This window comes from Streptomyces sp. NPDC002958 (assembly GCF_055563255.1).
The window spans coordinates 27,171-52,721 of the sequence record NZ_JBVHDS010000032.1 but is presented as its reverse complement, the minus strand read 5'-3'; the positions used below and the strand labels follow the sequence as shown (position 1 = coordinate 52,721).

The following is a 25,551-nucleotide window of genomic DNA, read 5'->3' as shown; positions in this document are numbered from 1 at the left end:
CGCACGTCGGCGCAGCTCAAGCGGGTAACGGGAAGGTCGTGCCATGACTCGATCCTTTCATGAAATCGAGCCTCCACCTGACCCGGGGCGGTTCACGCACCCCCTTGTCATCACGGTGGTACTGCTCGGCCCAGGCCCGGCCAAGGACCTGAACCGTGGGGATCTCCCGCAGCCACCGCGGCGCACCGGGCGCGTGAATGGCGTCCAGGATCGTGAAGCCGTCCCGGCCAACCTGTTCGGCCCACTCGGTGCGGACGTTGTCCCCTTTGGGGAAGCGGTAGGAGTCGATCCGCGCCCCGTAGCGCTTGATCCAGTCTGCGGTGACCAAGGGCGACAGCCACTGTGGTGCCGCTGCCGCCATGGCTTCGAGGGCAGCGCGCAGACTCTCGCCACGAACTCCATCCGGTTCAACGTCCGCACTGCGGCCAGAACATGAGTGGAATCGGTCCGCTGCCGACCGCCGAGCGCAGCAACCCCAGTTCGGAGCATCGGGCCAGGACCAGCTCCAGGACTCTCTCCTCCAGGCCGTGCCCGACCAGACGGGAGCGGAAGTCACTCAGTACCGAGAAATCGAACCCCGGGTCGTCCAGTTCAAGGCCCAGCAGGAACTTCCAGTCCATCCGGGCCCGGACCTGCTCGGCGGCCTGGCGGTCGGTGAGCCCTTCGGCGTACTGCAGCACCGACACCAACGCCAGCGCACCCGGGGATATCGCCGGCCGGCCTCGCTTGGGGAACGCCTCGGCGAAGGACTCGTCCTCGAACAGCGGACCGAGTGCCTCTCGGATGCGGACCGCCATCGTGCCCTTCGGGAAGGACGCCCGTACCACGCGCGCCGTCAGCTCCGGCACACCACGGTCATCCCGCGACTCCAGCGACACCCAGCCCCCATCCGCCTGCCCGACCATCGGAATGATCACGCCAGTCCGACCGCCACCAGACAGCCGGTTTACGGATTTCCCAACGGAGTCGTACAGGGCCGGGAGTCCCGCGGGTTCACGCAAAAGGGTTCTTGGTGGGAACCCAAGGGTCGGTCGCCGTGCTTCACGGTGCTGGTTCCGCGAGTTTGACCCCAACTCACGACCACGCCGCTGCCTGGCTCTCTGGGCGGCCGAGAGGGTAAGCGGGTTAACCAATAGGGTGGCCGTAGCGCAGCTTGTTGAGAGCGGCCCCGCCGGTGGTGTCCACCACTGCCGCGCCGCCGGGGCGCCAACCGGCGGCCTCGTAGAAGCGCCGGGCTCGTTCGTTGTCTTCGAGTACCCACAGGACGGCCTGTGCGTAGTCCGCCTGTCCGAGAGTCGTCAAGGCTGCCGCCATCAACTGCTTTCCGATCCCAGCGCCCCAGACCTCGGGCATTGCGTAGAGCGTGCCGATTTCCGCGATGGCAGAGCTCTCCTCAGACGCGCTGAAACTTGCGAACCCGACGATCCCCGCCTCAGTTTCGGCTACCAGCACCCCCGACGATGGCCACTGTGTAGCTGCGATACGTGACTTCCAGCCGGACTCTTCGTGGCTTGGGTCCATGGCGTGGAGGTAGTCCTGCGGAACAAGACCGGCAAAGGCCACCTGCCAGGAGCGCACGTGGACACCAGCGACCGCCGAGGCATCATCAGGCCCTGCCTGTCGAATCCGCATGGCCGTCATTCTTCAAGGCTCCGCGCTCCGGGCCAAGTTCTTTTGCCGAGGGCACTGTCGAGTGCTCGGCTGCCTGTTCCAGCAGTGCTCGCGCAGAGTCCGCGTAGCGGATGGCAGTCTTCTCGTCGATGCCGAAGACGAGCGCGAGGTGGAGCGGGTCGGCGCCGTGGGTGAGGGCCTCTTCAAGCTGACGGTCGACGCGGAGCCGTTCAAGGGTGGCGGTGAGGGTGGCCCGGGTGGTCCAGAGCTTGCCGGCTGGGCCGAGTTCGACGGCTGTCTTCTGGGTGATCAGCAGGTGGGGGTTGGCCGTGTTCGGCCAGCGGCTGCGACGGTAGTCCAGCCAGTCCAGGACCGCGCGGTGGGTGAGGTCGTCGAGTGGGCGGAGGTGGCCGCCGACGGTGATGCGCCGGTTGCCCAGGTCGACGTCCTCCAGCTGCATGGTGCGGATCGTCTTCGGCCGTGCCGCGTGGACGGCGGCCAGGGCGATGATGAGCCGGATGTCTGGGGTGGTGGCGGTGGCGATGGCCTCGTCGATGTCCACCTGGACAAGAGCCTGGAGGACGCCGCCGGTCTGCCGGGGGACACGGATGCGGATCGTGGGGTTGCGGAAGATCTGGCCGTTCTTCTTCGTGTGCCGGAACAGTGATCGCAGCGCGACGATCCGGCTTTCGCGCTGTTTGCCGGTGACAGCGTCCCGGGCCGCGATGATGTCCTCCCGGGTGACGTCTCGCAGGTGGTCGTAGCGCCTGGACCACTCCAGCAGCACCGGCTGGATCTCACCCAGGTAGGCCAAGTCGTGTGCCGGGAGCGAGGTTCGGACCGCAGGCCGCCGTCGAGGAGAGTGCGAACCCAGGCTTCGACGGCGCGATGGATGCCCGGGGCCATCCCGTCTAGTTTTCGCTCCAACCACCGGTCGACGGCGGGGGCCCGGTCGTCGACGAACAGGCCGAGACGGTCGAGGACTTCGGCGGTCCGCACGACGGGAAGCCCACGGACTCGCAGGGCCGGGAAGAGCTCGGAGTATCGGATCGACTCACCTTCGCGGAAGCCGGACAGCACGATGACCAGGGCTGGGTTCACGTCGCTGGTGATCCAGCGGTTCCAGCCGCGGGCCTCGCCCAGGGCCCGAGCGGCCTGCTGGGCCCGGACCAGCCAGGGGTTGGCCAGGTCGGCGTGGAGTTTGCGGTCGAACCGGCGGAAGTCCCGAGTGGCAGTGAACAGCGTCAGTTGCGTTGATGTCGTGATCACGCGATACGGTTCGGGAAGCGGCGACGGCTTCAGCACGCGCCGCCCGGGCTTGCCGACTCGCGGCCCGCCGTTCTTGGGCCGCTGGAGGTTCGCGAAGAACAGCTGCTGACAGGCCACCTGCCGTAGGTACGGCTCGATCACCGAAGCCTTGCCGCTGGCCTTGATCGCCCAGGTCGCCTGAGCCCGGCATAGCCGGCAGTAGCCGTGCTTGTTATCGACCGGGACCTGTCGCCGGCAGCCGACGCATTCGCCGACGGCGTGTTGCTGGCCGTAGGTGTAGCAGCCTCGGCAGAACCGGCCGGGCAACTATCCCCAGGCGAATCAGCCTGAGCAGGAGGCCGCCGGCTTGTTCTCGCTGATCTTCCCCATGGTGATGGTGACCAGGTCACATCGGCGGCAGGGAACGGCCGTCGCGGCGCTTGGGCACGACGGCCGGGGCCACCACCGAGCCGGTCGTGGCCTCCTGAACGCCAGCCTGCTGACCTGGGCGGCTGACCTTCCCGGGGTCGGGAATCAGCAGATCGCCGATCTCGCAGCCGAGCACGACGCAGATCACGTCCAGGTCCTCCAGCTTGAGGGAGACCGGCTGGCCTGACCACAGACCGGACATCTTCCCGGCCGAGATCACCAAGCCGTGCTCGGTCAGGCTCCGCTGGAGTTCGGACGCCTTCCAGATGCCTTTGTTCGCGGCGGTCAGCCGCAGGTTCCACTTCATCCCATCAGTCCTTCCAGCCGCTTCGCGGCCCGCTGCTGCCCGGACACCCAGGCGTCCTCGACCCGGGTCTGCTGAACGTGGATGTACCGCATCGTGGTGGCGATCCAGGAGTGTCCGAGGACCGCTTGGATCCCAAGCAGATCAAGACCTCCTAGGTAGAGCTCGGACGCGCAGAAATGCCGCAGGACGTGCGGCGTCAGCGTGTCGGCCCAGCCGGGCAGATGGGTCTTCGCTGCGGCGGCCAGGCCGTTGCGCAAGGCGTCGTCGCCGACGCGGCGCGAGGAGCCGTCGGTGTTCTTGCGCTCGGAGGGGAACAGCGGGGCTCCGGGTCGGGTGTGGTCGTCGTCGAACTGGCCCCAGACGTCCTCGATGAACCATCGCAGTGTGCGGTCGGCGCCGTTGATCAGCGGCACCATCCGCTCGCGCGGGCCTGAGCCGCGGGCGCCTTTGCCGTGGCGGACGTGGAGCTTGCCGAAGCGGCCCAGGTCCCACTTGATGTCGGCCAGGTCGAGCTTGCACGCCTCACTCACCCTGAGTCCGACCTGGGACATCAGTTTCGCCGCGGTGTAGTTCCGCGCGGTCGGGGCGAACTTGCGGCAGGTCGCCAGCTCGCCGCCCCAGCCGGTGAACAACGTCTTGATCTCCGGCTCGGTCGGCGGGATCCGCAAGGCCGCGTCCTTGGATCCCCGCGGCCGGTTCATCTCGTCGATCGGGCACTCGACGACCCGCCCGGTCATCCGATGGATCTCGACCTTGTGCCGCAGCTCCAGGAACAGGAAGTACGTGGTCAACGCCTGCGCGCGGGCCAGCCGGTGCCACTCGGCGAACCCCGCAGCACCTTCCCGAAGTACCCGTCGGCGTCAGCCGGCTCCATATCCCACAGCGGCCGGCCGAACCAGGCCCGCATCTGGTCCAGGTGCCCGACGTCCCCGCGGATGGTGCCGTCCGCAAGCCCCGCCGAAGCCCGCGCGAGAACGAACCCGGCGAGCACATCGGTCTCGAACTGCTCCAGTACCTCCGCCGAGACCGGATCGCGGAACTCGCGCAGGTCGCGTACGGCTGCCAGCGCCAACCCAAGCCTCCTCGCCTTCATCCCGATCACAGATCGATCGGACGAAGTGAGAACGCTTCAAGAATCCTGAAGTTACGTCACCAACTCGAAGAACACGCCAAGGAGATAGAACGCCCTGGCCACGGGGACAATTAGCGGGGCTCACAGAAACTCACGGGATGTCGCACACTCTGGTATGTGGATGAGGAATGACGACACTGCGTAGATGCGATCGTGGGGACGGCCAGCCACCCGCGGGTGGCTGGCCGTCGAGCCAGGTAGCGGCAGTGAGAGGAGCAGCCGCTGATGTTCGCGCGGTTTCGACCGGCGTTTTTAATCACTTGACCCGGTCCGTACGGTGTTCGAGTGAAGGACACTCTGATCAACGAACTTTGCACCGCGTATGACGCCCAACTCCGTGGTGTCACCCCGCCTGGCGGCAGCGCCCGCGTCGAAAAGGACGGCCCATTGACCCGTGTCGTCGGTTGGCACCGTGGCTTCGTCACGGGCCCACGCGACCTCGGTGTGTGCGGGGCAGAACTCGACACGCTCATTGCGCGGCAGCGTGACTTCTACGCTGCCCGTGGTGAGTCGGTCGAATGGAAGACTCGCGCCCGTGATCTCCCCGCCGACCTCACCGACCGACTCACGGCGGCTGGCTTCGTCGCGGAGGACAGCGAGACCGTTCTCATCGGGCAGTCCGCAGACCTTGCTGCCGACCCCGTCCTGCCCGACGGCGTGACCCTCCGCCGTGTCACCGCCAGATCAGACCTCCAGCGCATCGCCGCTATGGAGAGCACCGTTTGGGACGAGGACTGGAGTTGGCTCGCCGACGACCTGACCGCCCGGATCGAGAACGCCCCAGAGAACACCATCGTCCTCGTCGCCGAGGCACGCACCGAAGTCGTCTGCGCCGCCTGGCTGGTGTTCAAGGACGGCGTCGACTTCGGCGGGCTCTGGGGCGGCTCAACGCTCAAGGAATGGCGTGGCCAGGGCATCTACCGGGCCATGGTCGCCCACCGAGCCCAACTCGCTGCTGCCCGCGACGTCCCCTACGTCTACGTCGACGCCTCAGCCGACAGCGCCCCGATCCTCACCCGCCTTGGCCTAGACGCGGTCACCACGACGACACCGTATGTCTGGTCGCCCTGAGCTCAGCCGGCCTTCACCGGATCCTCAGCTCGTGCCCGGGTGCTGGCGAGGCGGTAGGAGTCCGTGCCGGTCTCGATGATGGTGCCGTTGAAGGGTGAGGCGGTCGACGATGGCCGCGCAGAGCCGGGGGCGGTGAAGGCGTGCTCCTGGTGGACATGGACTTGCAGCCGTCCACCGCGGGCTGGATCGACCCCCACCAGCCCGCCCTCATTGCCATGCCCGGCGCTCAGCGTTGACCCCGCAGCGCCGGGCCGGTCCGTCAGACGACCGTTGCAACGAGGAGCATGTGGGCGGACAGGTCGGCGGTGTCCGGGTGCGGGTCGGCGAGGTGCGCTGCTTCGAGCGCGGTGACGAGCAGGTCGCCGAGGGGTTCGCCGGTGTGCCGCTCGATCCCCTTGAGGATCGCCCAGGCCGGGCCTTCGACTCCGTACAGCACAGCACCGGTCAGACCTGCGTCGGTGGCTTCGGCAAGGAGTTCGCCGCTGGTGTGGAAGTAGGCGGCGGTGAAAAGTCCGGTGGGGCCGGCGTCGGGCTCGGGGTGGTAGCCGCTGGCGAGACGTGCACCGAGGCGTCGACGTACGTCCTTGCTGGTCAGGCTGGTGACGGTGCCGTGGTCCTGGAGGAGCGAGTACCGGCTGATAGCGGCGGCGGCGATCAGGCCGCCGGGGCGTACGACGCGCTGCGCCTCGCGCAGTGCCGTGATGCGGTCGTGCCGGTCGGGCAGGTGGTAGAGGGGGCCCAGGAGGAGGGCGGCGTCGTGCGAGTCGTCGGGGGCGGTGAGCGTGCGGGCGTCGCCGAGTTCGGTGGTGCACACCGTGTGGGAGCTGGCTTGGGTGAGGTGGTGGGGACGGGGGCGATGAGGTGGACGGTGTACCCGTCGTTGGCCAGCCATCGGGCGTGGATGCCGGGTCCGCCGCCGACGTCGAGGACGCGGGCTGGGGCGGGCGGCAGGTGGCGGCGCAGGAGGTGCTGTGTGCGGGCGAGTTCGAGGCTGCCGGTCGCGGTGGCGTGCAGGCGGTCGGTCTGGTCGTGGGTCTCGTAGTGGGCGACGACGCGGGGGTCCATGCGGTGCATGTGGAGGGGGCCTTCCGTTGTGGTCAGGGTGTGGGGAGGAGCTCGAGGAGGTCGCAGTACAGGCCGGCTTCGGTGAGGTGGCGGATGAGGGAGGCGTCGGTGTTGCCGTCGGCGTCGATCTCGGGGGCCTGGCTGTCGATGGGCAGACGGATGAGGCGGGCGCCGGGCAGCAGCTCGTGCAGGGTCTCGCCGGCTGTTCCGGGGAACGGCGGCCAGGAGTGGGCGCAGGAAGGGCAGATGGCTTCGGCGAGGTCTTCCACGATGGCGACGACCGGTACGGATGCTTCTTCGAGCATCCGCAGGGACCGGCGGACGTCGAGGAGGGCCAGTTCGTGGGGGGTGACGATGACGGCCCCGGCGACGTCGAGTTCGTCCAGCACGGCGAGCTGCGGTTCACCGGTGCCCGGGGGCAGGTCCACCACGAGGGCGTCCAGGAGGCCCCAGTCGGTGTCGTGGAGGAGCTGGACATGGCGCCGCGCAGGAGAGGACCGTGCCAGATGAAGGGCCGGTCGGCGTCGGCGAGGAGTCCGGTGGACACCACGGGGATGCCTGCGCTGATCGCGGGCTGGATGCGCTGGCCGGCCACGCGCAGGCGGCCGTCGACGCCGAAGAGGGCGGGGGCGGAGGGGCCGGTGAGGTCGGCGTCGAAGTGACCGGCTCGGATGCCCTGGGCCTTGAGGCCGCGGGAGACGGCCTTGGCCACGGTGCTCTTGCCCACGCCTCCCTTGCCGCTCCACACGATGATGGCCCGGGGCGCGAAGGGCGGGTCAGATGCCATCGGTTCGGTCCCTTCTGGGGATGACGGCCGGTTGGGTGATCGTCAGGGTGGTGGTGTCGAGGGTGGCGGCAACGCCGAGGGGATAGGTCGGCATTGGGTCGACGTGACCGCCTTCCATACCGGCCACTACGGGGTAGGAGCCGCCGCGGGTGTGCGTACGCAGGACATCCGCGTACGCGGTGGCGTCCTGGCCGGCCGGGGTACGCAGCATGACGACGGCGGCCGGGTCACGGATCAGCCCGGTCTGCCGCAGGTGGGTGAGGTCGGCGTCGAAGTCCTCGGGACCGTAGGTGTGATCGCTGATGTCCAGGAGCAGGATGTGGCCGGTCAGGACCGGCTGCCACGGCGTACCGGCGAGGAGCCTCAGGGACGGCGGGCAGAACGGGGCGAGCGGGCCATGAGCGCGGCCGGACGGGTGTTCCGGGCCCTGCGGGCGGCTTGGGCGGTGCGGTGGTCCTCGTGGACGAGGTAGCCGGAGACCGGGACCGGGCCGGGGCCGGTGGTGCTCGTGGTGACCGTGTGGAAGTGGCGGGTGGTGTAGAGGAAGGGGCGCCCGTGCTCGCCCCACTGCGGGATGACTGCTGGCCCGTAGAGGGTGACCATGCCGGTCATGTGGTGGATGGCGTGGTGGAGGACGGCCCTTGGGGTTGGCTGCGATCGTCTCCCAGTCCAGGTACGGCAGAAGCTGCGCGGAGTGGTTGCCGCCGATGGTGGTGACGATCCCGCCGATCGCGGGTTCGGCGAAGGCGGCGTTGAGGTCTTCGGCGCGCTGGCGGGGGGTTCCGCTCGTCCAACCGGCGCGGCCGGTCGTGGTGTGGTCACCGTGCGGAAGCCCGCGGCGTTCAGGTGGGCGATGCCCCGGGCGTAGGCGTCGGGGTAGTCGGCCGGGCCCGGTGAGGAGAGCGTGACCACCGCAAGGGTGTCGCCGGGAGCGAGGGCGCCCGGTCGCAGGAGGGCCATCACGGGCACACCTTCGCCAGCAGGCGGGTCATGTCGTCGGGGACGCCGGCGGCCCACATCGCGAGGTCGTGCGCGCGGTCGTGCGGGTAATCGCCGCGCATGAGGCCGAGGCAGACCAGGCCCACGGCGACGGCACCCCCGGCCAGCGGCAGGCATGCTCGTTCTGCCGGTGCGAGGGCGCGCACCTGGGTGTAGGCGGTGAGGATGTCGGCGGCCTGGTCGCGGTCGATCCGGCCGGGCACGGAGGGGGCGAAGTTCGTGGTGTCCTGGCGGTATCGGACTGAGCAGAAGGAGAGAGCGGCCTCGGCGACACCACGGAGGCTGGGGCCCCGGTGAGCGTTGTCGAAGTCGATCAGGGCGGCGGCGTCGTCGGTGTAGATGAGGTTCCAGGGGTTGGTGTCGCCATGGGTGAGCTGTCCGGCCAGCGATCCCCAGCCCGAAACCGCTGCCTGGGCCGCCCAGGAGCGGACCGCGTGCCGCATGAGGTCGAGCGCGGCCGCCGGCGCGGGCCTGATGTCGGGAGCCAGAGCGATGTGCTGCAGCGCGCCGGCGAAAGCGTCCTCGGCAGGACCGGTGGGGACCTCTGCGGGGGTGGAATGCAGCAGTGCCATCGTTTGTCCGGCCTGGGCGCGGTCGCGGGGAGCGCCGGTGTAGCGGCGGCCGGGCACGAACTCGGTGAGGGTGAAGGACGATCCGCCGATGTCGTACCAGGCGCTGCCCCCGGTAGTGCGCAGGATGCGGGGCACGGGGAGCCCGGCGGCGGTGGCCTGTGTCTGCCAGGCGGTGGCCAGCGCGAGCGTGTCCGGCTCGCAGTACCAGGGGATCTGTTTGAGGAAGAGGCGGGAGCCGTCGGTGGCTTCGATGACCATCTTCCGGCTGGTCTGGGACCGGATGTCGATGAGCGTGACGTGGTCTCCGTCGAGCAGGACCGGCCGGAACCCGGTCAGGGGCCCCAGGCCATAGGCATCCGAGAGCTGATGGAGCAAACCCCCATCGAAAGCGAAGAAGCCGTACCGGTCCGGCTTGGCTGAGATCGGCATATTTGTGCACCTCCAGGACTGGCCCCGCCACTACCATCGGGCCCTCATGCGGGACCGGTTGAAGGAGGAGCCGTGAGGTATTCGGTCAACGTGGACGTGGCGCTGCGCCGTGGTGGGAAGTGGCTGCTGATCGTGCGCGGACTGAAAGAGGAGCACGCGGCGGGAACACTGTCCCTGGAGCTGGATGCCACGTGTCCGCCGTGGACGCTGCGCAGTGTGCAGCAGGCCGCGGCGGCAGTCGGCCGGGCGAGCGCGGCCGCTTAGGGCACGCAGTCCACCCCGTTGACGCGGGTCAGGATCTGGAGGTCGCGGATGTCGTGGTGGTCGAGCGCCCACATCAGGAACCGCTCGACCCCCATCCCGAACCCGGAGGTGTGCAGGGGCCGCCGCTCGCGCATCGCCAGGTACCAGCCATAGGGATCCTCGCTGACCTGGTGCAGGGCAAGCGCGGCCCGCACCTGCTCGGCGCTGGTGTGCCGTTCGCCCGTGCCGACGATCTCACCGAGGCCGAACAGCAAGTCGGCGTTGAGCGCGGCCTGCCGGCTCTCGTCGGCGACGAGCTCGCGCTCAAGCACTTCAGCCGCTACTACGGAGCGCCGAAGCGGCCCAAGGACCAGCGCACGGAGGTGGTCCGGGTGGACTTCTGCGCCTGCGAGGCGCCGGAGCTGGTCGCGAAGATCGAGGGCAGAGAGTTCCCGGCCCGGCCCAGCGACACCCTCGGGGCAGCCGCCGCCCTCTACCTTGCGCAGTGCCGGACCTGCGGCGGCGCGTACAAACTGCCCTGGCGCCGGGTCATCCCAAAGGGGCCGGACACTGCGGCGGCGTCGGGGTGAGCGTGGGCCTCAGGTAGCCCTCAGGCGGTCCGGAGTCGTTCGAGGAACTCGGGGACGCCGTCCACCTTCTGGTAGGGCTTGAAGGCGGGGGCGAGTTCGCGGACCACGGTGACGCATCGGTCGGCGCCGATGCGGGTGGCGAGGTCGAGTGACTCCGTGCTGACGAGGAGGGCCTGTTCGACCTCGCGGGCTTGGAGGAGGCTGCGTGCCTCGTAGGTCCGGAAGACCCCGCGTGTCTTGTCCCGGCCCGTGGCAGCAGGGTCAGGCCCTCGTCGATGCGGGCTCGGGCCTCGTCGGTACGGCCGAGGTCAGGAGGCATTGGCCGGAGTCCACAGCCAGATCCGCGGTGCTCATCCACCGGCACCAGCCCGGTGCGGGGTCGGATGCGGCGGTCAGCAGGGCGGTCTCGGCGGCGGCGAGGTCGCGGTGGCAGTCGCCAGCGGCCCCCAGGGCGGCGTGGGCTCGGGCCCGGCGCAGGTGCAGCAGCGAGCGGGCCGTGGGGTGCCTCGTGGGGATCAGGGCCTGGCTGAGGGGTTCCACGGCGGATCCGGGCTGGCTGAGCCAGATCGACTGGTAGGCGAAGTCCGACAGGACCCCGGCCCCCTGGTCCCTGTCGCGGGCGGTGTACGCGTTGGTCAGGGCGGCATTCCACAGCTTGCCGTCGAAGCGGTACCAGCCGCACGTGCTGGACAGGGATGCGGCCAGTAGGTGCAGGCGCCGGCCGGTGGCCTCGCTGTAGCGGGCGCCTTCGAGGAGGTCGGTCACGGTGGTGAGGTGGGCGTCCATCAGCTTGATGGTGTGCTGGCGCTGCTCGGTCGGCAGGGCGGTCAGCTGGGTGCTGGTGTCGTCCAGCCAGTCCACGAGCTCGTCATCGACGCGGCGCCCGCCGAGTGCGGTGGCCAGGCGTTCGGGTTCGAGCGCGGCCCACTGGGAGGCCAGCCCTGCCAGGGCGAGCGCGCTGTAGGTCAGGAAGGTACGGCGTTCGCGGTTCATCGCGGCTCTCTGTGCGTCTCGAAGTGCTTCGACGGTGTACGCCGCCCCGAGCGGGGCAGGGTCGTCCCGGCCCGGGAGCCAGTGGGGCCACGGGTACCGTTCCAGGTCGGAGATCGGCACGTCGAAGGCGTCTGCGATCAGGAGCTGGGATTCGATGTTCGGCGTCTTGCGGCCGTTCTCCCACTTGCTGACGGCCGCCTTGTCGGTGCCGGATCGGAGACCTTCCGGCCGCCCCGCGGCAGCGCGGTGCAAGCGCCCTACGAGGTCGCTCTGGGACCAGCCGCGTAAGACGCGGGCGTAGGCGAGGGGGTGCCGGATCGGGTCGTCCACGGGAGTAATTCCATCATCGACGGTGACGGCCAGGCTACCGCGCGTACGGTCCCTGTCACGTTCCTCCCCGAAGTGGATGGAGAACGCGCATGAAACGACGTGCTGCGGTCATCGGCCTGGGCCATCAGGCGGCCGAGGATCACCTGCCTGGCGTGCTCGGCTCCAGCCGGGCCGAACTCGTCGCGGTCTGCGACAGCAACCCGGACGTCCTGCATGAGCGGGCGGACACCCTGGCAGTGCCCGGGTTCACCCGGGCCGGTGACCTCCTGGCCGAGACGTCCCCGGACTTCGTGATCGTCGCCGTCCCTCACCACGCCGGGCGTGCGGTGATCGAGGAGTGCGCCGCCGCCGGCGTCCACGTCCTCAAGGAGAAGCCGTTCGCCACCTCCGTCGCCGAGGCCCGCGACCTGGCCGGGATCTGCTACAAGGGCCAGGTGGAGCTGATGGTGACGCTCCAGCGCCGGTTCAACCCGATCTACGCCAGCGTGGCCGGGATGCTGGACCAGATCGGCACCCCGTTCCTGGTCGGCGGGCACTACTCGTTCCACACGCCCAACCCCGGCGCCGGATGGCGCGGGGACCTCAAGCAGGCCGGTGGCGGCTGCATCCTCGACATGGGCTACCACCTGATCGACCTGCTGCTGTGGTACTTCGGGCTGCCCAGCCGGGTCATCGCGGAGTTCTCCACCACGGCCCTGCCCGAAGGCGGATACGACGCGGAGGACACCGCTGTCGTCCAGCTCGGCTACGACTGCGGCCTGTACGGATCGCTCGTCCTGTCGCGGTGGATGGCACCGAAGACGGAATTCATGCGGGTCGTCGACACGGCCGGCTCGGTGGTGCTGACAACGGGCGCCGTCCAGCGACTCGCCCTGGACGGGACGGTCGTCGAAGAACTGACCCGCCCGCACGCCCCCAGCGTCGCCACCGCCCAGATCGACTACTTCTGCCGGGTCCTGGACGGAGAGAGGCCCAACGTCTCCGGCCCCGAACAGCACCTGGCCCACGCCGCGTTCATCGCGTCCTGCTACCAGTCCAAGAGGGCAGGCCGCTACATCGATCCCAAGGAGATGCTGTGACCAGCCCCCTCGCCCTCCTCGGCGGCACCCCGACCGTCACCACCGACGGCCCCCACTTCACCTGGCCCCCGATCGACGACATCACCCGCGCGAAAGTGCTCGCCCAGCTGGACTCGGCCGTCTCCATCCCCGGCCGATCCGGGATCGTCGCCGACCTGGAGAACGCCCTCCAGGACTACTTCGGCGCCCGGCACGCGATCACCACCAGCTCCGGCACCGCCGCCCTCCACGCCACCTACTGGGCCGCCCGCATCCAGCCCGGCAACGAGGTCATCGTCCCCGCCTGGACCTTCCACGCCACCGCCTCCCCGCTGTTCCAGCTCGGCGCGGTCCCGGTCCTGTGCGAGACACTGCCCGACGGCAACATCGACCCCACCCGGGTGGCCGAGCTGATAACCCCCCGCACCCGCGCGATCATGGTCACCCACCTGTGGGGCAAGCCCGCCGACATGACCGACCTAGCCGCCATCGCGAAGGACCGGGACCTGTGGAGGACGGCTCACACGCCCACGGGGCCAGCCACGGCGGGCAGAAGGTCGGCACGTTCGGCCTGGCCGGGGCCTTCTCCCTCAACGGCCCCAAGCCCCTGTCCGGCGGTGAGGGCGGCTTCGTCCTCACCGACGACGACGACACCTACTACCGGATCCTGACCTTCGCGCACTACAACAAGCCGAAGGCCATCCGCTGGCGCGGTACGCGGTCACCGGGGCCGGTCTCAAACTCCGCATCCACCCCCTGGCCGCCGCCCTCGCCCACGACCAGCTCGCCAGCCTGGACGCCTACCTTCTCGGCCGCGACGAGATCGCCGCCTACCTGACCCGTGAGCTCGGCCAGATACCCGGACTGGAGGTCACCCCCGTGCCCGAGGGTGTGAAGTCGTCCTGGTACGCGTTGACGGCCACCTACCGGCCCGACCACCTCGGCGGCCTGCCCTCGACCGCTTCCACCAGGCCCTCGCAGCGGAGGGCGCAACCGAGTTCGACCTGCCCGGCTCCACCCGCCCCCTCAACCAGCTCCCGCTCTACCAGCACCCCTCTCACCTCTTCCCCGGCTACCCGAACACCCGCAGCCGCTACCGGCCCGGCGACTTCCCCATCGCCGAGAAAGCCCACACGCACACGATCAAGCTGCCGGTCTGGCACCGTGAACAGGATCTGAAACTGGCCGAGCAGTACGTCAGCGCGGCCAGGAAGGTCAGCGAACACCACAAGGAGCTTCTGTGACCGTGACCTCCGACCTCGCCCTGTCCCTGGCCAAGAAGGCCGAAGCCGAGGGCATCACCAGCTTCGTGGCCGCCGCCGTGGTCACCGACGCCGGCCGTGTCCTGCTTGTCCGGCGCAACCCTGACGACTACATGGGAGGCCTGTGGGAGATCCCGTCGGGGACGGTCGATCCGGGCGAGACGCTCGTGGACACGGCCCGCCGCGAGACGCGGGAGGAGACCGGCCTGACCGTCTCCTCCGTGGACCGCTACCTCGGGCACTTCGACTACGAGAACAGCCGCGGCACCACCACCCGCCAGTTCAACTTCGCCGTCACCGTCACCGAAACCGGCCCGGTCGTCCTGACCGAGCACGACGCACACCAGTGGACCGCCCTCACCGGCGACCTGCCGGGCGTCACCGACGGCGTACGGAAGGTCCTGACCAGCGCGTAGGACCAGAACGGCCGACCGGGGCCGCGTGGTGTGCGGCTCCGGACGGCCCGCCCGGCCCGGAGGCTACTCCTCTGACGCGTTCGACGGTGTCGCGGCCGTCTGTTCGAGCTTCGTCATCAGGAGTGAGTGGTTCAAGCGGCTGGAACCCCCTCGTCCTCCAGCGTGGTGAAGTCGATGTCGAGGCGGGTGTCGTAGTCCTCCGGGGTGATACCGATCTCGTGCGTGGAGTACACGCCGAACCGGTTGATGTGCTCGGTCAGGTACGGCGAGATCTCGGCCAGGTCCAGCGGGTCGATCTCCCAGCCCTCGGCTTGCAGCTGGCGCACCACGTCTGCGATGTCCAGGGTGTTGTGGAAGATCACCAGGTTGGCCAGCAGCGAGGTGAACTTCACGTCCTTCTCCTGCTCGACCGGGTCGTTGTGCGCGACCGTGCCGCGCTGCCCGAACCGCACCCAGTCGCTGAAGCCGTTGAACGCCTCCACCTTGTTGGTCGCGGCCGTCACCCGGCCGCGCAGCGGCGCGTCCGAGAGGTAGCGCAGCAGCTGGACGGTGCGGATCACCCGCCCGACCTCCCGAAAGGCCGTGTAGGTGGCGTTCTTGTGGGAGCCGGAGCGCAGCCGCTTGAGCAGCAGCGTCGGGGAGATCGTGCCCTCACGGACCGAGACCGTGACCCGCATCAGGTCCTTGAAGTGGGTCTCGATCAGGTCCCAGTCGATCACGTTGCGCCCCGCTTCGCCGAACACGGCGTCAATGTGCTCGTAGACGGCGCTGCGCGACGGGCGGAAGAACAGGCAGTCGGCCTGTCGGTTCGGGAAGGCACCGTATCCTCCGTCACCCTCCTGCGGCGCCTGAACAACCACTCCCGCAAGAACCAGATCACCGGCGCTGCCGGCCGGCCCACCACGGCCTGACCACAGGCCCGAAGCGCAAGCCCACCACGCCCCGACGCGCCATCAGGCACTCACACACCCAACAACGTGACAGCGCCTCCTGCTGGGATCCGTAAGCCAGCAGTGCGCGCTGCACGCCCCGTGCCCCGTGGTCATCGTCAGAGAGAGCCAGTACGGGTGAGGGCACCAGTGCAGGCGGGTGACGGTCGACAGCCGGGAGCGGTAGGGCAGGCGCTAATCAGGTTCTGGGAGGACAGCACGCAGGCCGGGCACCACGTCGACCGCGCGGAGGGAGCGGTGTATTCGGCGGTCATCGCGCCGTCGCTCTCTGGCGGGGGCCGGTTTCGCAATGTAGCGTCACTGTCAGATGTCGTGGTTCGCAGTACCTGCCCGCGCTCCGGTGCGGGCCTTTTGCTGTGCAGCGCGGACCAGGACACCTCCGGGACCGCGCGGTGCGGACCCGGATATCAACGGGAAGGCACCAGCATGGCCAGCGGAACCGTCAAGTGGTTCAACGCCGAAAAGGGCTTCGGCTTCATCCAGCAGGACGCCGGCGGGCCGGACGTCTTCGCGCACTACTCCAACATCAACGCCACCGGCTTCCGCGAGCTCCAGGAAGGCCAGGCCGTCACCTTCGACATCACCCAGGGCCAGAAGGGCCCCCAGGCGGAGAACATCACGCCTGCCTGATCCAGTAGGCGAGATCACCCAGGCCCTCGGAGCCCGCTCCGAGGGCCTGGCGTATCAGCGGCCCGTCTGTACTGAACGCCGCCCGCGGGAATCCGGTACCCGCGGGCGAGGCTGCGAGCACACCGCGCAGCCCCCGCCGGAGATCGGCGGGCAGGGCACGGTAAGGGCGTCGAGAACCGGCAGGCGGCACCGGCGGTTGGGCAGCCAGGCACAGCCCCGCAACGGGAGTTGTCTGCGATGGCTGTCTTCGCGATGGGGGAGGGGGCGTCCGCTGCCGTTTCGGTCAGCCGTCGTCGTGGGTGGAGTCCTGCGCGTCGTCCGGCCGGGTGGTTGCGGGCCCGGTGCCCTTGATCTCGGTCCAGTTCGGGGAGTGCGGTCCGGATGACAGCTGGGTGTGGGTGACCTCGGCGGGCCAGCGGGTCCGGGAGTCGAGGACCAGGGTGACGGCGCCCTTCAGCAGGAGTGCTTCGCCGCCGGGTGCGGTCAGCCGGGCCGTCCACGGCCGGTCCGTCTCTGCCTGGCTGTGCTCCTGGGCGACGGTGACCTCGGCCCACACGCGGACCAGGGTCCCGTCCGTGCGCTCCACCGTGGCCAGCCCCTCGTAGGGGTTCATACTCCCCAGTCTGCTCCGGCGCCGGGCTGTCGCGCAGCGGTGGGAGTGATCGAGTTCGACTGGGCGGCGTAGGGGGATCCGGGATGTGGAGTGCTGAAGACCTTGCCCGGGGCGTTGCTGTTCGACCTCGCCGAGGGCGGCTACGCGACTGTGCCCGATCTTGTCAGCGCCCTCAGGGTTTCCGGGGCCCTCGCTGTCGTCGCTCAATCGCCGGACGTCTGCTCCCGGCCCGGCAGCTGGCGCGTCCTCGCGGCCTCGGCCTCGGCCTTGGCGTCGCTCACTACGGCGGCGGCCTGCTTCGCGACCTCATCAGCAGCCGCGGCGGCATCGAGCGAAAGCGTCGAGCCTGCCTCGAGCTCCGCAGTCCCGCCTTCGTCCGACGCATCGTCAGCGTCGGCAGTGGTTGATTGCGCAGATTCGGGAAGACCCATCGTTGACTGATCGCCGAAAGCGCTGGTGACGGCGCGAACTGCCTCGGTCAGCTCCCCCGGGATCACCCAGAATGTGTTGTTGTCGCTCTTGGCCAAGTGCGGAAGCGTTTCGAGGTACTTGTAGGCCAGGATCTTCGGGTCGGCATTGTTGCGGTGGACGGCCTGGAAGACGCGCTCCACCGCCTTCGCCTCACCGTCAGCCCGCAGGATCATGGCTTGTTGCGTGCCCTGCGCTTCCAGGATGTCCTTCTGCTTCGTGCCCTCCGCGGTAAGGATCTTGGCTTGCCGCTCCCCTTCGGCGTGCAGGATGGCCGCGCGCTTGTCACGCTCGGCCCGCATCTGCTTCTCCATCGCCTCTTTGATGGTGTGCGGTGGATCGATCGCCTTGATCTCGACACGGTTGACCCGGATGCCCCACTTGCCGGTGGCGTCGTCGAGGACGGTGCGGAGGCGGGTGTTGATCTCCTCACGGGAGGTGAGCGTCTGCTCCAGATCCATGCTGCCGATAACGTTCCGCAGCGTGGTCACGGTGAGCTGATCGATCGCCTGCAGGTAGTCAGCGACCTCGTAGGCCGCCGCCCGCGGGTCGGTGATCTGGTAGTAGAGCACGGTGTCGATGTTCACCACGAGGTTGTCCTCGGTGATCACCGGCTTGGGGTCGGACGAATACACCTGCTCGCGCACGTCGAGTTTGGTGTTGACGCGGTCCGCCACCGGCAGGACGAAGTTCAGGCCGGGTTGCAGCGTCCGGCGATATCGGCCGAACCGCTCGATGTTGTAGCGGCGCGCCTGCGGCACGATCCGCACAGTGGCGGCCACGAGGAAGACAACAACAATCGCCGCCACAAGAATCGGGATGACAACCGGATCCACACTTCCTCCCGTGTTCAGCCGTTCATGGAAGGAGTTCGCGGGGGTAGACGACAGCTGTAGCGCCCTCGATCGCCATGACATCCACCAGCGCTCCCACCGGGATCACATGGCTTTCGTCGAGGGCCCGAGCGGACCATTCCTCACCGGCGATCTTGATCAGGCCGCGGGTTGCGGTGACCTCCTGCATGACCTCGGCCCGCTTGCCGATCAGCGCATCGCTGCCCTCATGTGTGAGGGGTGACTGTGCCATATGCCGCAGCGCGACAGGACGGACGATGGCGAGACCCGCTGCCGCTGCCACTGCGAGCGCCACAAGCTGGCCGAGAATGCCGATGCCCACACCAGCGACTACAGCGGCAACCAATGCAGCGCCCGCCAGCAACCCGAAAACCAGCGTCAGGGTGAAAAACTCCGCGACGCCAAGCGCCGCGGCGGCGAGCAGCCATACGAACCACGGCATCGCATCGGCCTCCCTGATGGGACTTATCCACCAACCTACTCCCTCAAACCGGACAGAACGGACTTGTCCCGCCTCCGCGATCAGGACGCCCGGACGGCGAGGCCCCACCTGCGTCGCCGGTGCTGGTCGACGCCCTCCACGCACGACCGCCCGCTTGTCTGGCCGCTCCCTGGAGCGGTACGCCCGCCCCGGCGTCGACGCGGTCGCCCGGCACGTCGCCGAACGGGACCCCGCCGCCCGCCGCGCCGAGGCTGAACAGGCTGGGGTGCACTGGGTCTGGCAGGGCTGCGACGGATAGTGTGTAAAGAACGCGTCAAGAGATGCGGGGTGTGCCGGGAAGTCTGGTCGGCGTCGAAGGGGCCCATGTGCCCGCACGTCGATGCCCCGGAGGTTTCCCCGGATGTGTGCTGCCCCGCGTGAGCGTTCCGTCTTCCTCGGCCTGCTGCCCTGGCCGGAGCGCGTGCAGGTGGCCCGGGCCCTGCGCACGGAGACGGTCGGCGGACTGGTGCTGCTGGCGGCGGCCGTGGTGGCACTGGTGTGGGCGAACACCCCGTTCAGCGGAGCGTATGAGCAGATACGCAAGGTCCACTTCGGGATCCCCGCGCTCGGCCTGGACCTGTCGGTGGGGCACTGGACCGCGGACGGACTGCTGACCCTCTTCTTCCTGGTCGCCGGGATCGAGCTGAAACGCGAACTGGTGGTCGGCGAACTGCGCACCCCCGCCACCGCGGCCCTGCCGGTGGTCGCCGCCGTGTGCGGCATGGCGGTGCCGGCCGCCCTCTATCTGGCCGCCACCGGCATCGGCGGAGGCAGCGGGGCAGGTTGGGCGGTGCCGATGGCCAGCGACATCGCCTTCGCTCTCGCCGTCCTCGCAGTGCTCTCCACCCACCTGCCCTCCGCCCTGCGGGCCTTCCTGCTGACCCTGGCCGTCGTCGACGACCTGGGCGCGATCCTGGTGATCGCCGTCTTCTTCACCGCCGACCTGAACCCGCTGGCACTCGGCGGCGCGCTGGCCGGGCTGGTCGTCTTCTACCTGCTCCAGCGGTACCGGGTACGCGGCTGGTGGTGGTACGTGCCGCTCGGGATCACGATCTGGGCGCTGATGTACAACGGCGGGGTACACGCCACGGTGGCCGGCGTGGCGATGGGCCTGATCCTGCGCACCACCCGCGACGCGGGGGAGAAGGCGTCGCCCGGGGAGCGGACCGAGCATCTGCTGCGGCCGGTCTCGGCCGGAGTGGCGGTGCCGCTGTTCGCCCTGTTCGCCGCCGGGGTGAGTATCTCGGGCGGGGCGGTGGGCGAGGTGTTCACCCGCCCTGAGCCGCTGGGCGTGGTGCTGGGGCTGGTCGTGGGCAAGACGGTGGGGATCTTCGCCGGCGCCTATCTGGCGGCCCGGTTCACCCGGGCCCGCCTGAACCCGGATCTGGCCTGGGCGGACGTGTTCGCCCTCGCGGTGCTGGCCGGGATCGGCTTCACCGTTGCCCTGCTGATCGGTGAGCTCGCCTTCCCCGATCCGGCCGACGCCGGGCACATCAAGGCCGCCGTCCTGCTCGGCTCGCTGATCGCCGCCGCTGTGGCCGCGCTGCTGGTCAAGCGTCGCAACGGGATGTACCGCCGCTTGTGGGAGGCGGAGACGCTCGATGAGGACGCCAACGGCGTCCCCGACATCTACTCCGGCTCCGGCCACGGTGCCGGTGGTGAAAGCTGAAAGAGGCGGTCATGCGTGCACGGGATCTCGCCGAGCCCTACCCCACCCGCTGGTCGGCGCGGCCCGTGCCGTCCGAGACGGCCCGCAGCCGCGGGTCGACCAGCCCCAGCACCCGCTCATCCTCGAAACGGCGCCTCATCCTCTGAATCAGCGCCGGTGACGCCTTGTGCCCGGCCGCGGCCAGTTCGGCGGCCTTGGCCAACTCCTCATCGACCTCACCGCCGGGTCGTACTCGGCCCACACCGGTCCGTGCGGATCAGACCGGAACTCTCCAGAACATGCCTACACATGACCGGGACCCGGCCGTACATGCCTACACATGACCGGGACCCGGCCGTACATGCCTACAGAAGAGCGGGACTGCCTACAGATCGCAGAGACTGGCTACGTTGATCTCTAGGAACAGCGTTTCTTGATGGGTTCCGGAGTCAGTTGGTGATCATCCGGTGTGGGAATGTCGAGCAGAAATGACGGCGTTGCCGTGGGGTGGCGAGAAAAAGTGAAGGCGGAAGCCAACTGGCCGTTGGCAGGATGTCCCCGCTCAACATCCGATGGGAAAGGACCCGACAACCGTGGCTCGTGCCATCACTTTGATCCGCTCCGCCTCCCTGTCCGACGTCGCCGAGTACGCCTACGCGGCCACTGCGCCCGCCGAGTCACGCCTGATCTTCCTCGCTGGGGCGTGTCCGCTGAACGATGACGGCTCCAGAGCAGCGATCGGGGATTACGCGGGCCAGGCAGCGAAAGCCATGGAGAACATGCAGGCCGCTCTCTCTGCCTCAGGGGCGTCACTGCAGGACGTCATCAGTACCCGGGTCCTCGTCGCATCGGCCCGGCGGGAGGACCTGGTGGCTGCCATGCAGGTAGTCCGGGACTTGTTCGCTGACCATGACGTCCCCAGCACCTTGATGGGCGTCACCGTGCTCGGCTACAAGGACCAACTCGTCGAGATCGAGGGCGTCGCCGCCGTGCTCGATTCTTGAGACCTTTTCCAAGGACACCGCGAACGCGGGACGGCCAGCCGTCCGCCAGGACGGCTGGCCGCCGAGGAACGTAGGCTGCGGTCAGCCGGCCTTGGCGGGCTGCTCAGCTCGTGCTCGGGTACTGGCGAGGCTGTAGGAGTCTGTGCCGGTCTCGATGATGATGCCGTTGAAGGTGAGACGGTCGACGATGGCCGCGCAAAGTCGGGGATCCGTGAACGTCTTAAAGATCGACGCGTCCGTAACGGGCGATGGTCTTGTTCAGCTGCTTCTCGTCGGCGGCCTCGACCAGCTCGTTCACCAGCTTCGTGGCGAGCGTGTAGCGGACGCGGTAGCCCTTCATCGCGGCCTCGGTGCCCAGGGCGATGAGCACGTGGGACTTGCTGCCGGAGTCCCCGATCAGGCAGAGCGGCACTGTCACGTTGTTGGGTGGGTGTCTGACGGCGCGGCAGGGTGTGGTGCGGTCGGGTTCCGGCTGTGTGCTCAGGGTGTGGTGGGCAGGCCGGTGGCGCCGGTGATCTGCTCCCAGATGGTGAAGCGGACGGTCATTTCGGCGCGGTAGTCGGGTGCGGCCATGAGGTGGCGGCGGGGTCGGAAGTGGGGTGAGATGCCGCTGAACGCGGACAGGAAGCGTTGTGCTCCGCCGGCGGAGCGGAAGCCTTTCATCGCGCGTTCACGCTGTCTGGTGGGCTGGTGACTGTTCTCGGCCCGGTTGTTCAGGCCCTTGTGGGAGCGGTGCTCGACGGAGGGCATGATTTCGCGGTGAGCGGCAGCGTAGGAGCGAAGCTTGTCCGTGACGACCACTCGCGGTACCGCACCGGTCTTGGGGGTCGAGTAGGAACCATGCGGAGAGTGCAGTTTGCTGTCACATGATTTGACACCCAGGTTGAACTGGCTGTTCGCTGTGCCGCGTGGATGAGGTGAGTGACCCGCGGGTGGGATTCCTGCGCTCGGATGTAGAGCGTTTCTGCCAGCAGCTGGACGGGCTGGCCCCGGCGTTGCGGATGCGGCTGCTGGAGGAGCTGCGGAGCGCGCTGGTGGGCGCGTTGGACGAGGCCCGGGTGGAGGCGATGACCGCGGCCTCGGATGAGGGGTGGGGGCTGCGGCGGATCGGGGCGGTCTTCGGGGTCTCGCACGAGCAGGTGCGGCGGCTGCTTGCCGAGCGGCAGGCCGGGGGCGGCCCGCCGGTCAGCTGACGACCGTCTCGCGCGTGGTGGTGCGCAGGGGGCGGAGCTTGCCGGCGGCGAGTTCGGGCGAGAGCCGGAAGTGATAGCGGCCGATCATGCGGATGTGGTCGTGACCGAGCGGGGAGAGCCGGGCCAGGTCGGCGTCGGAGACGTGGTGGCCCTCGGCGCGGAGCTGGTTGACCGCCTCCTGGATATACACCGAATTCCACAGAACGCAGGCATTCAGGACGAGTCCGAATGCCGACAGTTGATCTTCCTGCCCCTCCTTGTACTTCTGCCGCAGTTCGCCCTTCTGTCCGTAGAAGATGCGGCGGGCGAGTTCGTGGCGGGACTCCTGCCGGTTGAGCTGGGTGTTGATCTTCCGGCGGAAGAGTTCGCTGTGGTAGTAGCGGGCGAGGAAGGCGGAGCGGTCCAGGCGGCCGATCTGCATGACCGCGCGGCCGAGCGGGCTGGGGCGGCCCTGGCCGGCGAGGACGGGCAGGATCTGGGAGGCGCGGACCGTGCCCTCGCGCAGCGAGCCCGCCAGGCACAGCAGGTCGTCCCAGTTCTCGATGATCGTCCGCTTGCGGATGCGGCCGGTGGTCAGCGGGTTGAGCGGGCCGTAGTCGGCGGCCGGGTCGGCGCGGTAGAGCAGGGTGTGCCCGGCATCCGCGAGCCGCGGTGAGAACTGGTAGCCCAGCAGCCGGAACAACCCGAAGATCATTTCGGAGGCGCCTGCGGTGTCCGTGGCGATCTCGGTGGGGTTCAGCGAGGTGGGCTGGTCGAGGATGCCGTCGAGCAGGTAGAGGCTGTCGCGGCGGGTGCCGGGGATGACGATGTGGTTGAAGCCGCTGTACTGGTCCGACAGGTAATTGTAGAGCGTGATGCCCCGTGCGGCGAAGTACTTCGGGTTCGGACCGGAGTTGAGGACTCGCAGCGGGGTGGCGAAGCGCAGGCCGTCGGCGGAGGCGAGTTCGCCGCCGCCCCAGTGCCCGACGATGGGCAAGGTGGCCTGGTAGTCGACCAGGACCGCGTTGGCGAGACGCAGGGTTTCGGCGCGCAGGTAGTTCTGCTCGACCCAGAACAGCTGGTCGCGGGAGCGGCCGGTCTCGTCCTCGGAGACCATCGCCGGGATCCCGATATTGCACGCCTCGGCCACCAGCACCGCTGCGAGCGATACGACGAGGTGTTCGGCGCGGCTGCCCGCCTCGGAGACGTGGTGGAAGTGGTTCAGGAACCCGGTCCAGGCGTGGACTTCGAGGAGGAGTTCCGGGAGGTCGACGGTGGGGATGCGGGCGTCGACCGCCTTGCGCAGGTCGGTGAGGCTGGCGGGTTCGGTGAGCTTGTCCAGTCCGGTGAGGACGAGGTGGTCTCGCATCTTCCCGTTCTCGGTGCGCTGCTCGATGCGTACGTGAGGGTTGTCGGCAAGCCCGGCGCGCAGGCGCCGGTAGTCGTCGTCGAGTTCGCGGCACCAGCGGTCCAGGTCGACCCCGGGCTTCGCGGACAGGCCGAGGCTGCGGCACACCCGGGGGCGGGCGTTCTCCCAGGCGTCGCCCTGGAGCAGGGCCTTGCGGGGGTCGCCCCACTTGTCCAGGCCGGGCACGAACACGTCGTGGCGGCGCAGGGCGCCGCGCAGGGCTTCGGCAGTGCCGACGATCCAGGCGTGCTTGTCGACGCCGCCCGCGTGCTCGCCCTCGGTGGGGAACACCTTCGTCTGCCAGGTGGGGCCGAGGTGCTTGACGGGGACGGAGGGGAACAGCTCGCTCTGACGGCTCTTGGCCAGGGTCCGCTCCAACTTCGGCAGGAACTTCAGCGCCTCCATCAGGGGGCCGGCCTCTTCGACGCCGTCCAGGCCGAGGTGCTTGGCCAGGCGCCGCAGTGGCTGGTTGATGGTGCGGTAGCGGGCGGTCAGCTCGGCGGCGATGGTTTCGGCCTCGGGCCGGGCCAGTTCGCCGACGGTGCGGGCGGCCTGGTGCATGGCGGTGATGTCGAGCAGGTCGAAGGCGCCGCGGATGTCGGGTTGGTCAGGGTCGGCGGCAGCGTGGGCGAGGGTGATCCACGCCTCGCGCAGCATCAGGGCTGAGGAGTCCAGGTCGCCCAGGGTGCGCATGCGGTGCTTGGCGGCCAGGTTCGCCGAGGAGCGGGCCAGGTCGGACATCAGCATGTCGAAGACCTCGATCGCCTCGTCTGCGGCCCGGTTGCGCATCGCGGCGGCGAACGCCACCAGGGTGGCCATCCGCCGCGGCTCGGCGAGATCGGCGACCGCGCGGGCACGCACCGAGGAGGCGTAGCGGGACAGTGCGTGCAGACGGCCGGCGGGGACGGCGGACAGGTCCCAGGTGGAGGCGCCGAGCTTGTTCAGCTCGATGAACCGGTCGATGGCCTTGCCCGCACCGGGGCCGGTGATGTCACGCGGCGAGCGGCGCAGCCGGTCCAGCTTGGAGGTACGGCGGCTGTCCTCGACCGGCAGCAGCCCCGTCAGGGCGGTCCGCTGCTCGGCGGTGGGCTTGGCGGCCAGGGTGCGCCAGGTCTTGCGGTTGGTGTGCTCGCGGATGGAAGTGACCATGCGTTCGAGGACGGTGGCGCCGGGCAGCAGCACCTTGTTCTCGACCAGGTGCAGTGTGGCGAGGTCGAACAGGGCGATGGGGCGCTCGTTGCCCGACCAGCAGCGGTCCCACAGCCAGCGGGCCAGCTTCCACCAGGCATCGCCCTTCAGGTCCCGGTAGCCGTAGGCGTCCTTGATGGCGTTCTGGTGGTCCCAGCGGGTTCGCTCGGCGCCGTACCCGGCCAGCACCGACGGGGAGTGGCCGAGCTGGTCGGCGACGTACTCCACGACCTCGGCGGGCGCGTGTTCGGGGTTGTCCAGGAAGGTGCCGAGGAACCGCACGGTGCCGAGCTGGACGGCGTAGCCGAGCTGCGACCTCGCGCCCCGGCAGGCCGTCGCCCGGCGCCGAGCGTCGCGGTCCAGCAGGAAGTAGCCGGCCAGCTGCCCGTCGTCCGGCACGGCGGTGAACGTGCCGTAGTTGCGGCGCTGCTCGTCGGTCAGGAACGCCACCCGTCCCGCCCCTCCCCATTGCTTCCGGTGCTGTGACGGCGCTCACCATAAGTCACATGATCGGCAGAGGTGGAACCCGGGTCAGCGAGGGGCCGACGGTCACCGGTCACCGCCCGGCGTAGCGGGTGGTGAAGCCGCCCGCT

At 69.1% G+C, this 25,551-nt stretch carries 31 protein-coding genes and 6 pseudogenes; 13 read left to right on the top strand and 24 right to left on the bottom strand.

Features of this window, described 5'->3' with window-relative positions:
* Positions 1-16 precede the first annotated feature (16 nt).
* From ACZ3IC_RS31255 to ACZ3IC_RS31225, 7 genes are all read right to left on the bottom strand, one after another.
* Positions 17-361, bottom strand: coding sequence for a hypothetical protein (locus tag ACZ3IC_RS31255; protein WP_467421709.1), 345 nt, complete (start codon positions 359-361; stop codon positions 17-19).
* A 46-nt stretch (positions 362-407) separates the two neighbouring features.
* Positions 408-917 carry a transposase gene (locus ACZ3IC_RS31250; RefSeq protein ID WP_467421708.1) on the bottom strand — a complete coding sequence of 170 codons (510 nt, stop codon included), beginning with the start codon at positions 915-917 and terminating at the stop codon, positions 408-410.
* A 208-nt stretch (positions 918-1,125) separates the two neighbouring features.
* On the bottom strand, positions 1,126-1,632 hold the full coding sequence (locus ACZ3IC_RS31245) for a GNAT family N-acetyltransferase (protein ID WP_467421706.1): 507 nt from the start codon (positions 1,630-1,632) through the stop codon (positions 1,126-1,128).
* Positions 1,607-2,425, bottom strand: coding sequence for a hypothetical protein (locus ACZ3IC_RS31240; RefSeq protein ID WP_467421705.1), 819 nt, complete (start codon positions 2,423-2,425; stop codon positions 1,607-1,609). Before ACZ3IC_RS31240 ends, ACZ3IC_RS31245 begins: the two co-directional genes overlap by 26 nt.
* Before the next feature lie 840 nt (positions 2,426-3,265).
* A complete protein-coding gene (locus tag ACZ3IC_RS31235; RefSeq protein ID WP_467421703.1) occupies positions 3,266-3,595 on the bottom strand; it encodes a helix-turn-helix domain-containing protein in 330 nt (109 codons plus the stop codon).
* Positions 3,592-4,386 (bottom strand): tyrosine-type recombinase/integrase, encoded by a 795-nt coding sequence (locus ACZ3IC_RS31230; protein ID WP_467421701.1) that lies wholly within the window; start codon positions 4,384-4,386, stop codon positions 3,592-3,594. The genes ACZ3IC_RS31235 and ACZ3IC_RS31230 overlap by 4 nt, the downstream gene beginning before the upstream one ends.
* Positions 4,383-4,667 (bottom strand): hypothetical protein, encoded by a 285-nt coding sequence (locus ACZ3IC_RS31225; protein ID WP_467421699.1) that lies wholly within the window; start codon positions 4,665-4,667, stop codon positions 4,383-4,385. Before ACZ3IC_RS31225 ends, ACZ3IC_RS31230 begins: the two co-directional genes overlap by 4 nt.
* 345 nt (positions 4,668-5,012) lie before the next feature.
* On the opposite strand from ACZ3IC_RS31225, the gene ACZ3IC_RS31220 reads away from it, so the two are divergent.
* Entirely contained in the window at positions 5,013-5,798 is a 786-nt protein-coding gene (locus ACZ3IC_RS31220; RefSeq protein ID WP_467421696.1) for a GNAT family N-acetyltransferase, read from the top strand.
* Between the two features lie 2 nt (positions 5,799-5,800).
* Here the strand turns inward: ACZ3IC_RS31220 and ACZ3IC_RS31215 are convergent, their stop codons facing one another.
* The 7 genes and pseudogenes from ACZ3IC_RS31215 to ACZ3IC_RS31185 form a co-directional block, all read right to left on the bottom strand.
* On the bottom strand, positions 5,801-5,995 hold the full coding sequence (locus ACZ3IC_RS31215; RefSeq protein WP_467421694.1) for a hypothetical protein: 195 nt from the start codon (positions 5,993-5,995) through the stop codon (positions 5,801-5,803).
* A gap of 62 nt (positions 5,996-6,057) precedes the next feature.
* Complete coding sequence (locus tag ACZ3IC_RS31210) at positions 6,058-6,612, bottom strand: class I SAM-dependent methyltransferase (RefSeq protein ID WP_467421692.1); 555 nt, start codon at positions 6,610-6,612, stop codon at positions 6,058-6,060.
* 283 nt (positions 6,613-6,895) lie between these two features.
* Positions 6,896-7,650, bottom strand: a pseudogene (locus tag ACZ3IC_RS31205) (Mrp/NBP35 family ATP-binding protein).
* A pseudogene (locus ACZ3IC_RS31200) lies at positions 7,640-7,981 on the bottom strand (hypothetical protein); the annotation flags it as partial. The pseudogenes ACZ3IC_RS31205 and ACZ3IC_RS31200, both read right to left, overlap by 11 nt.
* A 32-nt stretch (positions 7,982-8,013) precedes the next feature.
* Positions 8,014-8,262, bottom strand: a complete 249-nt coding sequence (locus ACZ3IC_RS31195; protein ID WP_467421727.1) for a hypothetical protein — start codon at positions 8,260-8,262, stop codon at positions 8,014-8,016.
* 40 nt (positions 8,263-8,302) lie between these two features.
* Positions 8,303-8,452, bottom strand: a pseudogene (locus ACZ3IC_RS31190) (LD-carboxypeptidase); the annotation flags it as partial.
* A 157-nt stretch (positions 8,453-8,609) separates the two neighbouring features.
* Positions 8,610-9,650, bottom strand: a complete 1,041-nt coding sequence (locus ACZ3IC_RS31185) for a phosphotransferase (RefSeq protein ID WP_467421690.1) — start codon at positions 9,648-9,650, stop codon at positions 8,610-8,612.
* Between the two features lie 72 nt (positions 9,651-9,722).
* Between ACZ3IC_RS31185 and ACZ3IC_RS31180 the strand changes: the two genes are divergently transcribed.
* Positions 9,723-9,914, top strand: a complete 192-nt coding sequence (locus tag ACZ3IC_RS31180) for a hypothetical protein (protein ID WP_467421688.1) — start codon at positions 9,723-9,725, stop codon at positions 9,912-9,914.
* On the opposite strand, the gene ACZ3IC_RS31175 is transcribed toward ACZ3IC_RS31180, so the two are convergent.
* Positions 9,911-10,225: an amino acid--tRNA ligase-related protein gene (locus tag ACZ3IC_RS31175; RefSeq protein ID WP_467421686.1), complete on the bottom strand. Its 315-nt coding sequence runs from the start codon at positions 10,223-10,225 to the stop codon at positions 9,911-9,913. The two genes, ACZ3IC_RS31180 and ACZ3IC_RS31175, sit on opposite strands and share 4 nt — an antisense overlap.
* A gap of 60 nt (positions 10,226-10,285) precedes the next feature.
* Between ACZ3IC_RS31175 and ACZ3IC_RS31170 the strand changes: the two genes are divergently transcribed.
* Positions 10,286-10,483, top strand: coding sequence for a hypothetical protein (locus ACZ3IC_RS31170; RefSeq protein ID WP_467421684.1), 198 nt, complete (start codon positions 10,286-10,288; stop codon positions 10,481-10,483).
* Positions 10,484-10,744: 261 nt separating this feature from the next.
* On the opposite strand, the gene ACZ3IC_RS31165 is transcribed toward ACZ3IC_RS31170, so the two are convergent.
* Positions 10,745-11,806, bottom strand: coding sequence for a helix-turn-helix transcriptional regulator (locus tag ACZ3IC_RS31165; protein WP_467421682.1), 1,062 nt, complete (start codon positions 11,804-11,806; stop codon positions 10,745-10,747).
* Positions 11,807-11,895: 89 nt separating this feature from the next.
* Here ACZ3IC_RS31165 and ACZ3IC_RS31160 point away from each other — a divergent pair, with 89 nt between their 5' ends.
* The 4 genes and pseudogenes from ACZ3IC_RS31160 to ACZ3IC_RS31145 all read left to right on the top strand — a co-directional run bounded on the left by ACZ3IC_RS31160 (position 11,896) and on the right by ACZ3IC_RS31145 (position 14,542).
* Positions 11,896-12,885 carry a Gfo/Idh/MocA family protein gene (locus ACZ3IC_RS31160; protein ID WP_467421680.1) on the top strand — a complete coding sequence of 330 codons (990 nt, stop codon included), beginning with the start codon at positions 11,896-11,898 and terminating at the stop codon, positions 12,883-12,885.
* A pseudogene (locus tag ACZ3IC_RS31155) lies at positions 12,882-13,489 on the top strand (DegT/DnrJ/EryC1/StrS family aminotransferase); the annotation flags it as partial. The gene ACZ3IC_RS31160 and the pseudogene ACZ3IC_RS31155, both read left to right, overlap by 4 nt.
* 80 nt (positions 13,490-13,569) lie before the next feature.
* Positions 13,570-14,043: a DegT/DnrJ/EryC1/StrS family aminotransferase gene (locus ACZ3IC_RS31150; protein ID WP_467421724.1), complete on the top strand. Its 474-nt coding sequence runs from the start codon at positions 13,570-13,572 to the stop codon at positions 14,041-14,043.
* Between the two features lie 61 nt (positions 14,044-14,104).
* The gene (locus ACZ3IC_RS31145) at positions 14,105-14,542 is read left to right on the top strand and encodes an NUDIX hydrolase (protein ID WP_467421678.1); all 438 of its coding nucleotides are present in this window, start codon (positions 14,105-14,107) and stop codon (positions 14,540-14,542) included.
* Between the two features lie 131 nt (positions 14,543-14,673).
* Here ACZ3IC_RS31145 and ACZ3IC_RS31140 read toward each other — a convergent pair whose 3' ends face one another.
* The gene (locus tag ACZ3IC_RS31140; protein WP_467421676.1) at positions 14,674-15,402 is read right to left on the bottom strand and encodes a Tn3 family transposase; all 729 of its coding nucleotides are present in this window, start codon (positions 15,400-15,402) and stop codon (positions 14,674-14,676) included.
* A 130-nt stretch (positions 15,403-15,532) separates the two neighbouring features.
* Between ACZ3IC_RS31140 and ACZ3IC_RS31135 the strand changes: the two genes are divergently transcribed.
* Both ACZ3IC_RS31135 and ACZ3IC_RS31130 read left to right on the top strand, forming a co-directional pair.
* Positions 15,533-15,613, top strand: coding sequence for a universal stress protein (locus tag ACZ3IC_RS31135; protein ID WP_467421722.1), 81 nt, complete (start codon positions 15,533-15,535; stop codon positions 15,611-15,613).
* A 305-nt stretch (positions 15,614-15,918) separates the two neighbouring features.
* Complete coding sequence (locus tag ACZ3IC_RS31130) at positions 15,919-16,122, top strand: cold-shock protein (RefSeq protein ID WP_467421674.1); 204 nt, start codon at positions 15,919-15,921, stop codon at positions 16,120-16,122.
* 283 nt (positions 16,123-16,405) lie between these two features.
* Here ACZ3IC_RS31130 and ACZ3IC_RS31125 read toward each other — a convergent pair whose 3' ends face one another.
* The 3 genes from ACZ3IC_RS31125 to ACZ3IC_RS31115 form a co-directional block, all read right to left on the bottom strand.
* Positions 16,406-16,735 (bottom strand): hypothetical protein, encoded by a 330-nt coding sequence (locus tag ACZ3IC_RS31125; protein WP_467421671.1) that lies wholly within the window; start codon positions 16,733-16,735, stop codon positions 16,406-16,408.
* Positions 16,736-16,938: 203 nt separating this feature from the next.
* Complete coding sequence (locus tag ACZ3IC_RS31120; RefSeq protein WP_467421669.1) at positions 16,939-18,039, bottom strand: SPFH domain-containing protein; 1,101 nt, start codon at positions 18,037-18,039, stop codon at positions 16,939-16,941.
* Between the two features lie 22 nt (positions 18,040-18,061).
* The gene (locus tag ACZ3IC_RS31115) at positions 18,062-18,499 is read right to left on the bottom strand and encodes an NfeD family protein (RefSeq protein ID WP_467421668.1); all 438 of its coding nucleotides are present in this window, start codon (positions 18,497-18,499) and stop codon (positions 18,062-18,064) included.
* A 154-nt stretch (positions 18,500-18,653) separates the two neighbouring features.
* Between ACZ3IC_RS31115 and ACZ3IC_RS31110 the strand changes: the two genes are divergently transcribed.
* Positions 18,654-18,797, top strand: coding sequence for a hypothetical protein (locus ACZ3IC_RS31110; RefSeq protein WP_467421665.1), 144 nt, complete (start codon positions 18,654-18,656; stop codon positions 18,795-18,797).
* 102 nt (positions 18,798-18,899) lie between these two features.
* On the top strand, positions 18,900-20,207 hold the full coding sequence (nhaA, locus tag ACZ3IC_RS31105; RefSeq protein WP_467421663.1) for a Na+/H+ antiporter NhaA: 1,308 nt from the start codon (positions 18,900-18,902) through the stop codon (positions 20,205-20,207).
* A gap of 37 nt (positions 20,208-20,244) precedes the next feature.
* Here nhaA and ACZ3IC_RS31100 read toward each other — a convergent pair whose 3' ends face one another.
* On the bottom strand, positions 20,245-20,448 hold the full coding sequence (locus ACZ3IC_RS31100; RefSeq protein ID WP_467421661.1) for a hypothetical protein: 204 nt from the start codon (positions 20,446-20,448) through the stop codon (positions 20,245-20,247).
* A 331-nt stretch (positions 20,449-20,779) separates the two neighbouring features.
* Here ACZ3IC_RS31100 and ACZ3IC_RS31095 point away from each other — a divergent pair, with 331 nt between their 5' ends.
* A complete protein-coding gene (locus ACZ3IC_RS31095) occupies positions 20,780-21,190 on the top strand; it encodes a RidA family protein (RefSeq protein WP_467421659.1) in 411 nt (136 codons plus the stop codon).
* An 81-nt stretch (positions 21,191-21,271) separates the two neighbouring features.
* On the opposite strand, the pseudogene ACZ3IC_RS31090 reads toward ACZ3IC_RS31095, so the two are convergent.
* Both ACZ3IC_RS31090 and ACZ3IC_RS31085 read right to left on the bottom strand, forming a co-directional pair.
* Positions 21,272-21,599: pseudogene (locus ACZ3IC_RS31090) on the bottom strand (ATP-binding protein); the annotation flags it as partial.
* Between the two features lie 71 nt (positions 21,600-21,670).
* Positions 21,671-22,006: pseudogene (locus ACZ3IC_RS31085) on the bottom strand (DDE-type integrase/transposase/recombinase); the annotation flags it as partial.
* A 92-nt stretch (positions 22,007-22,098) separates the two neighbouring features.
* Here ACZ3IC_RS31085 and ACZ3IC_RS31080 point away from each other — a divergent pair.
* Positions 22,099-22,383, top strand: a complete 285-nt coding sequence (locus ACZ3IC_RS31080) for a hypothetical protein (RefSeq protein ID WP_467421656.1) — start codon at positions 22,099-22,101, stop codon at positions 22,381-22,383.
* Here ACZ3IC_RS31080 and ACZ3IC_RS31075 read toward each other — a convergent pair.
* Positions 22,376-25,408 (bottom strand): Tn3 family transposase, encoded by a 3,033-nt coding sequence (locus ACZ3IC_RS31075; RefSeq protein ID WP_467421653.1) that lies wholly within the window; start codon positions 25,406-25,408, stop codon positions 22,376-22,378. The two genes, ACZ3IC_RS31080 and ACZ3IC_RS31075, sit on opposite strands and share 8 nt — an antisense overlap.
* Positions 25,409-25,551: the final 143 nt, after the last annotated feature.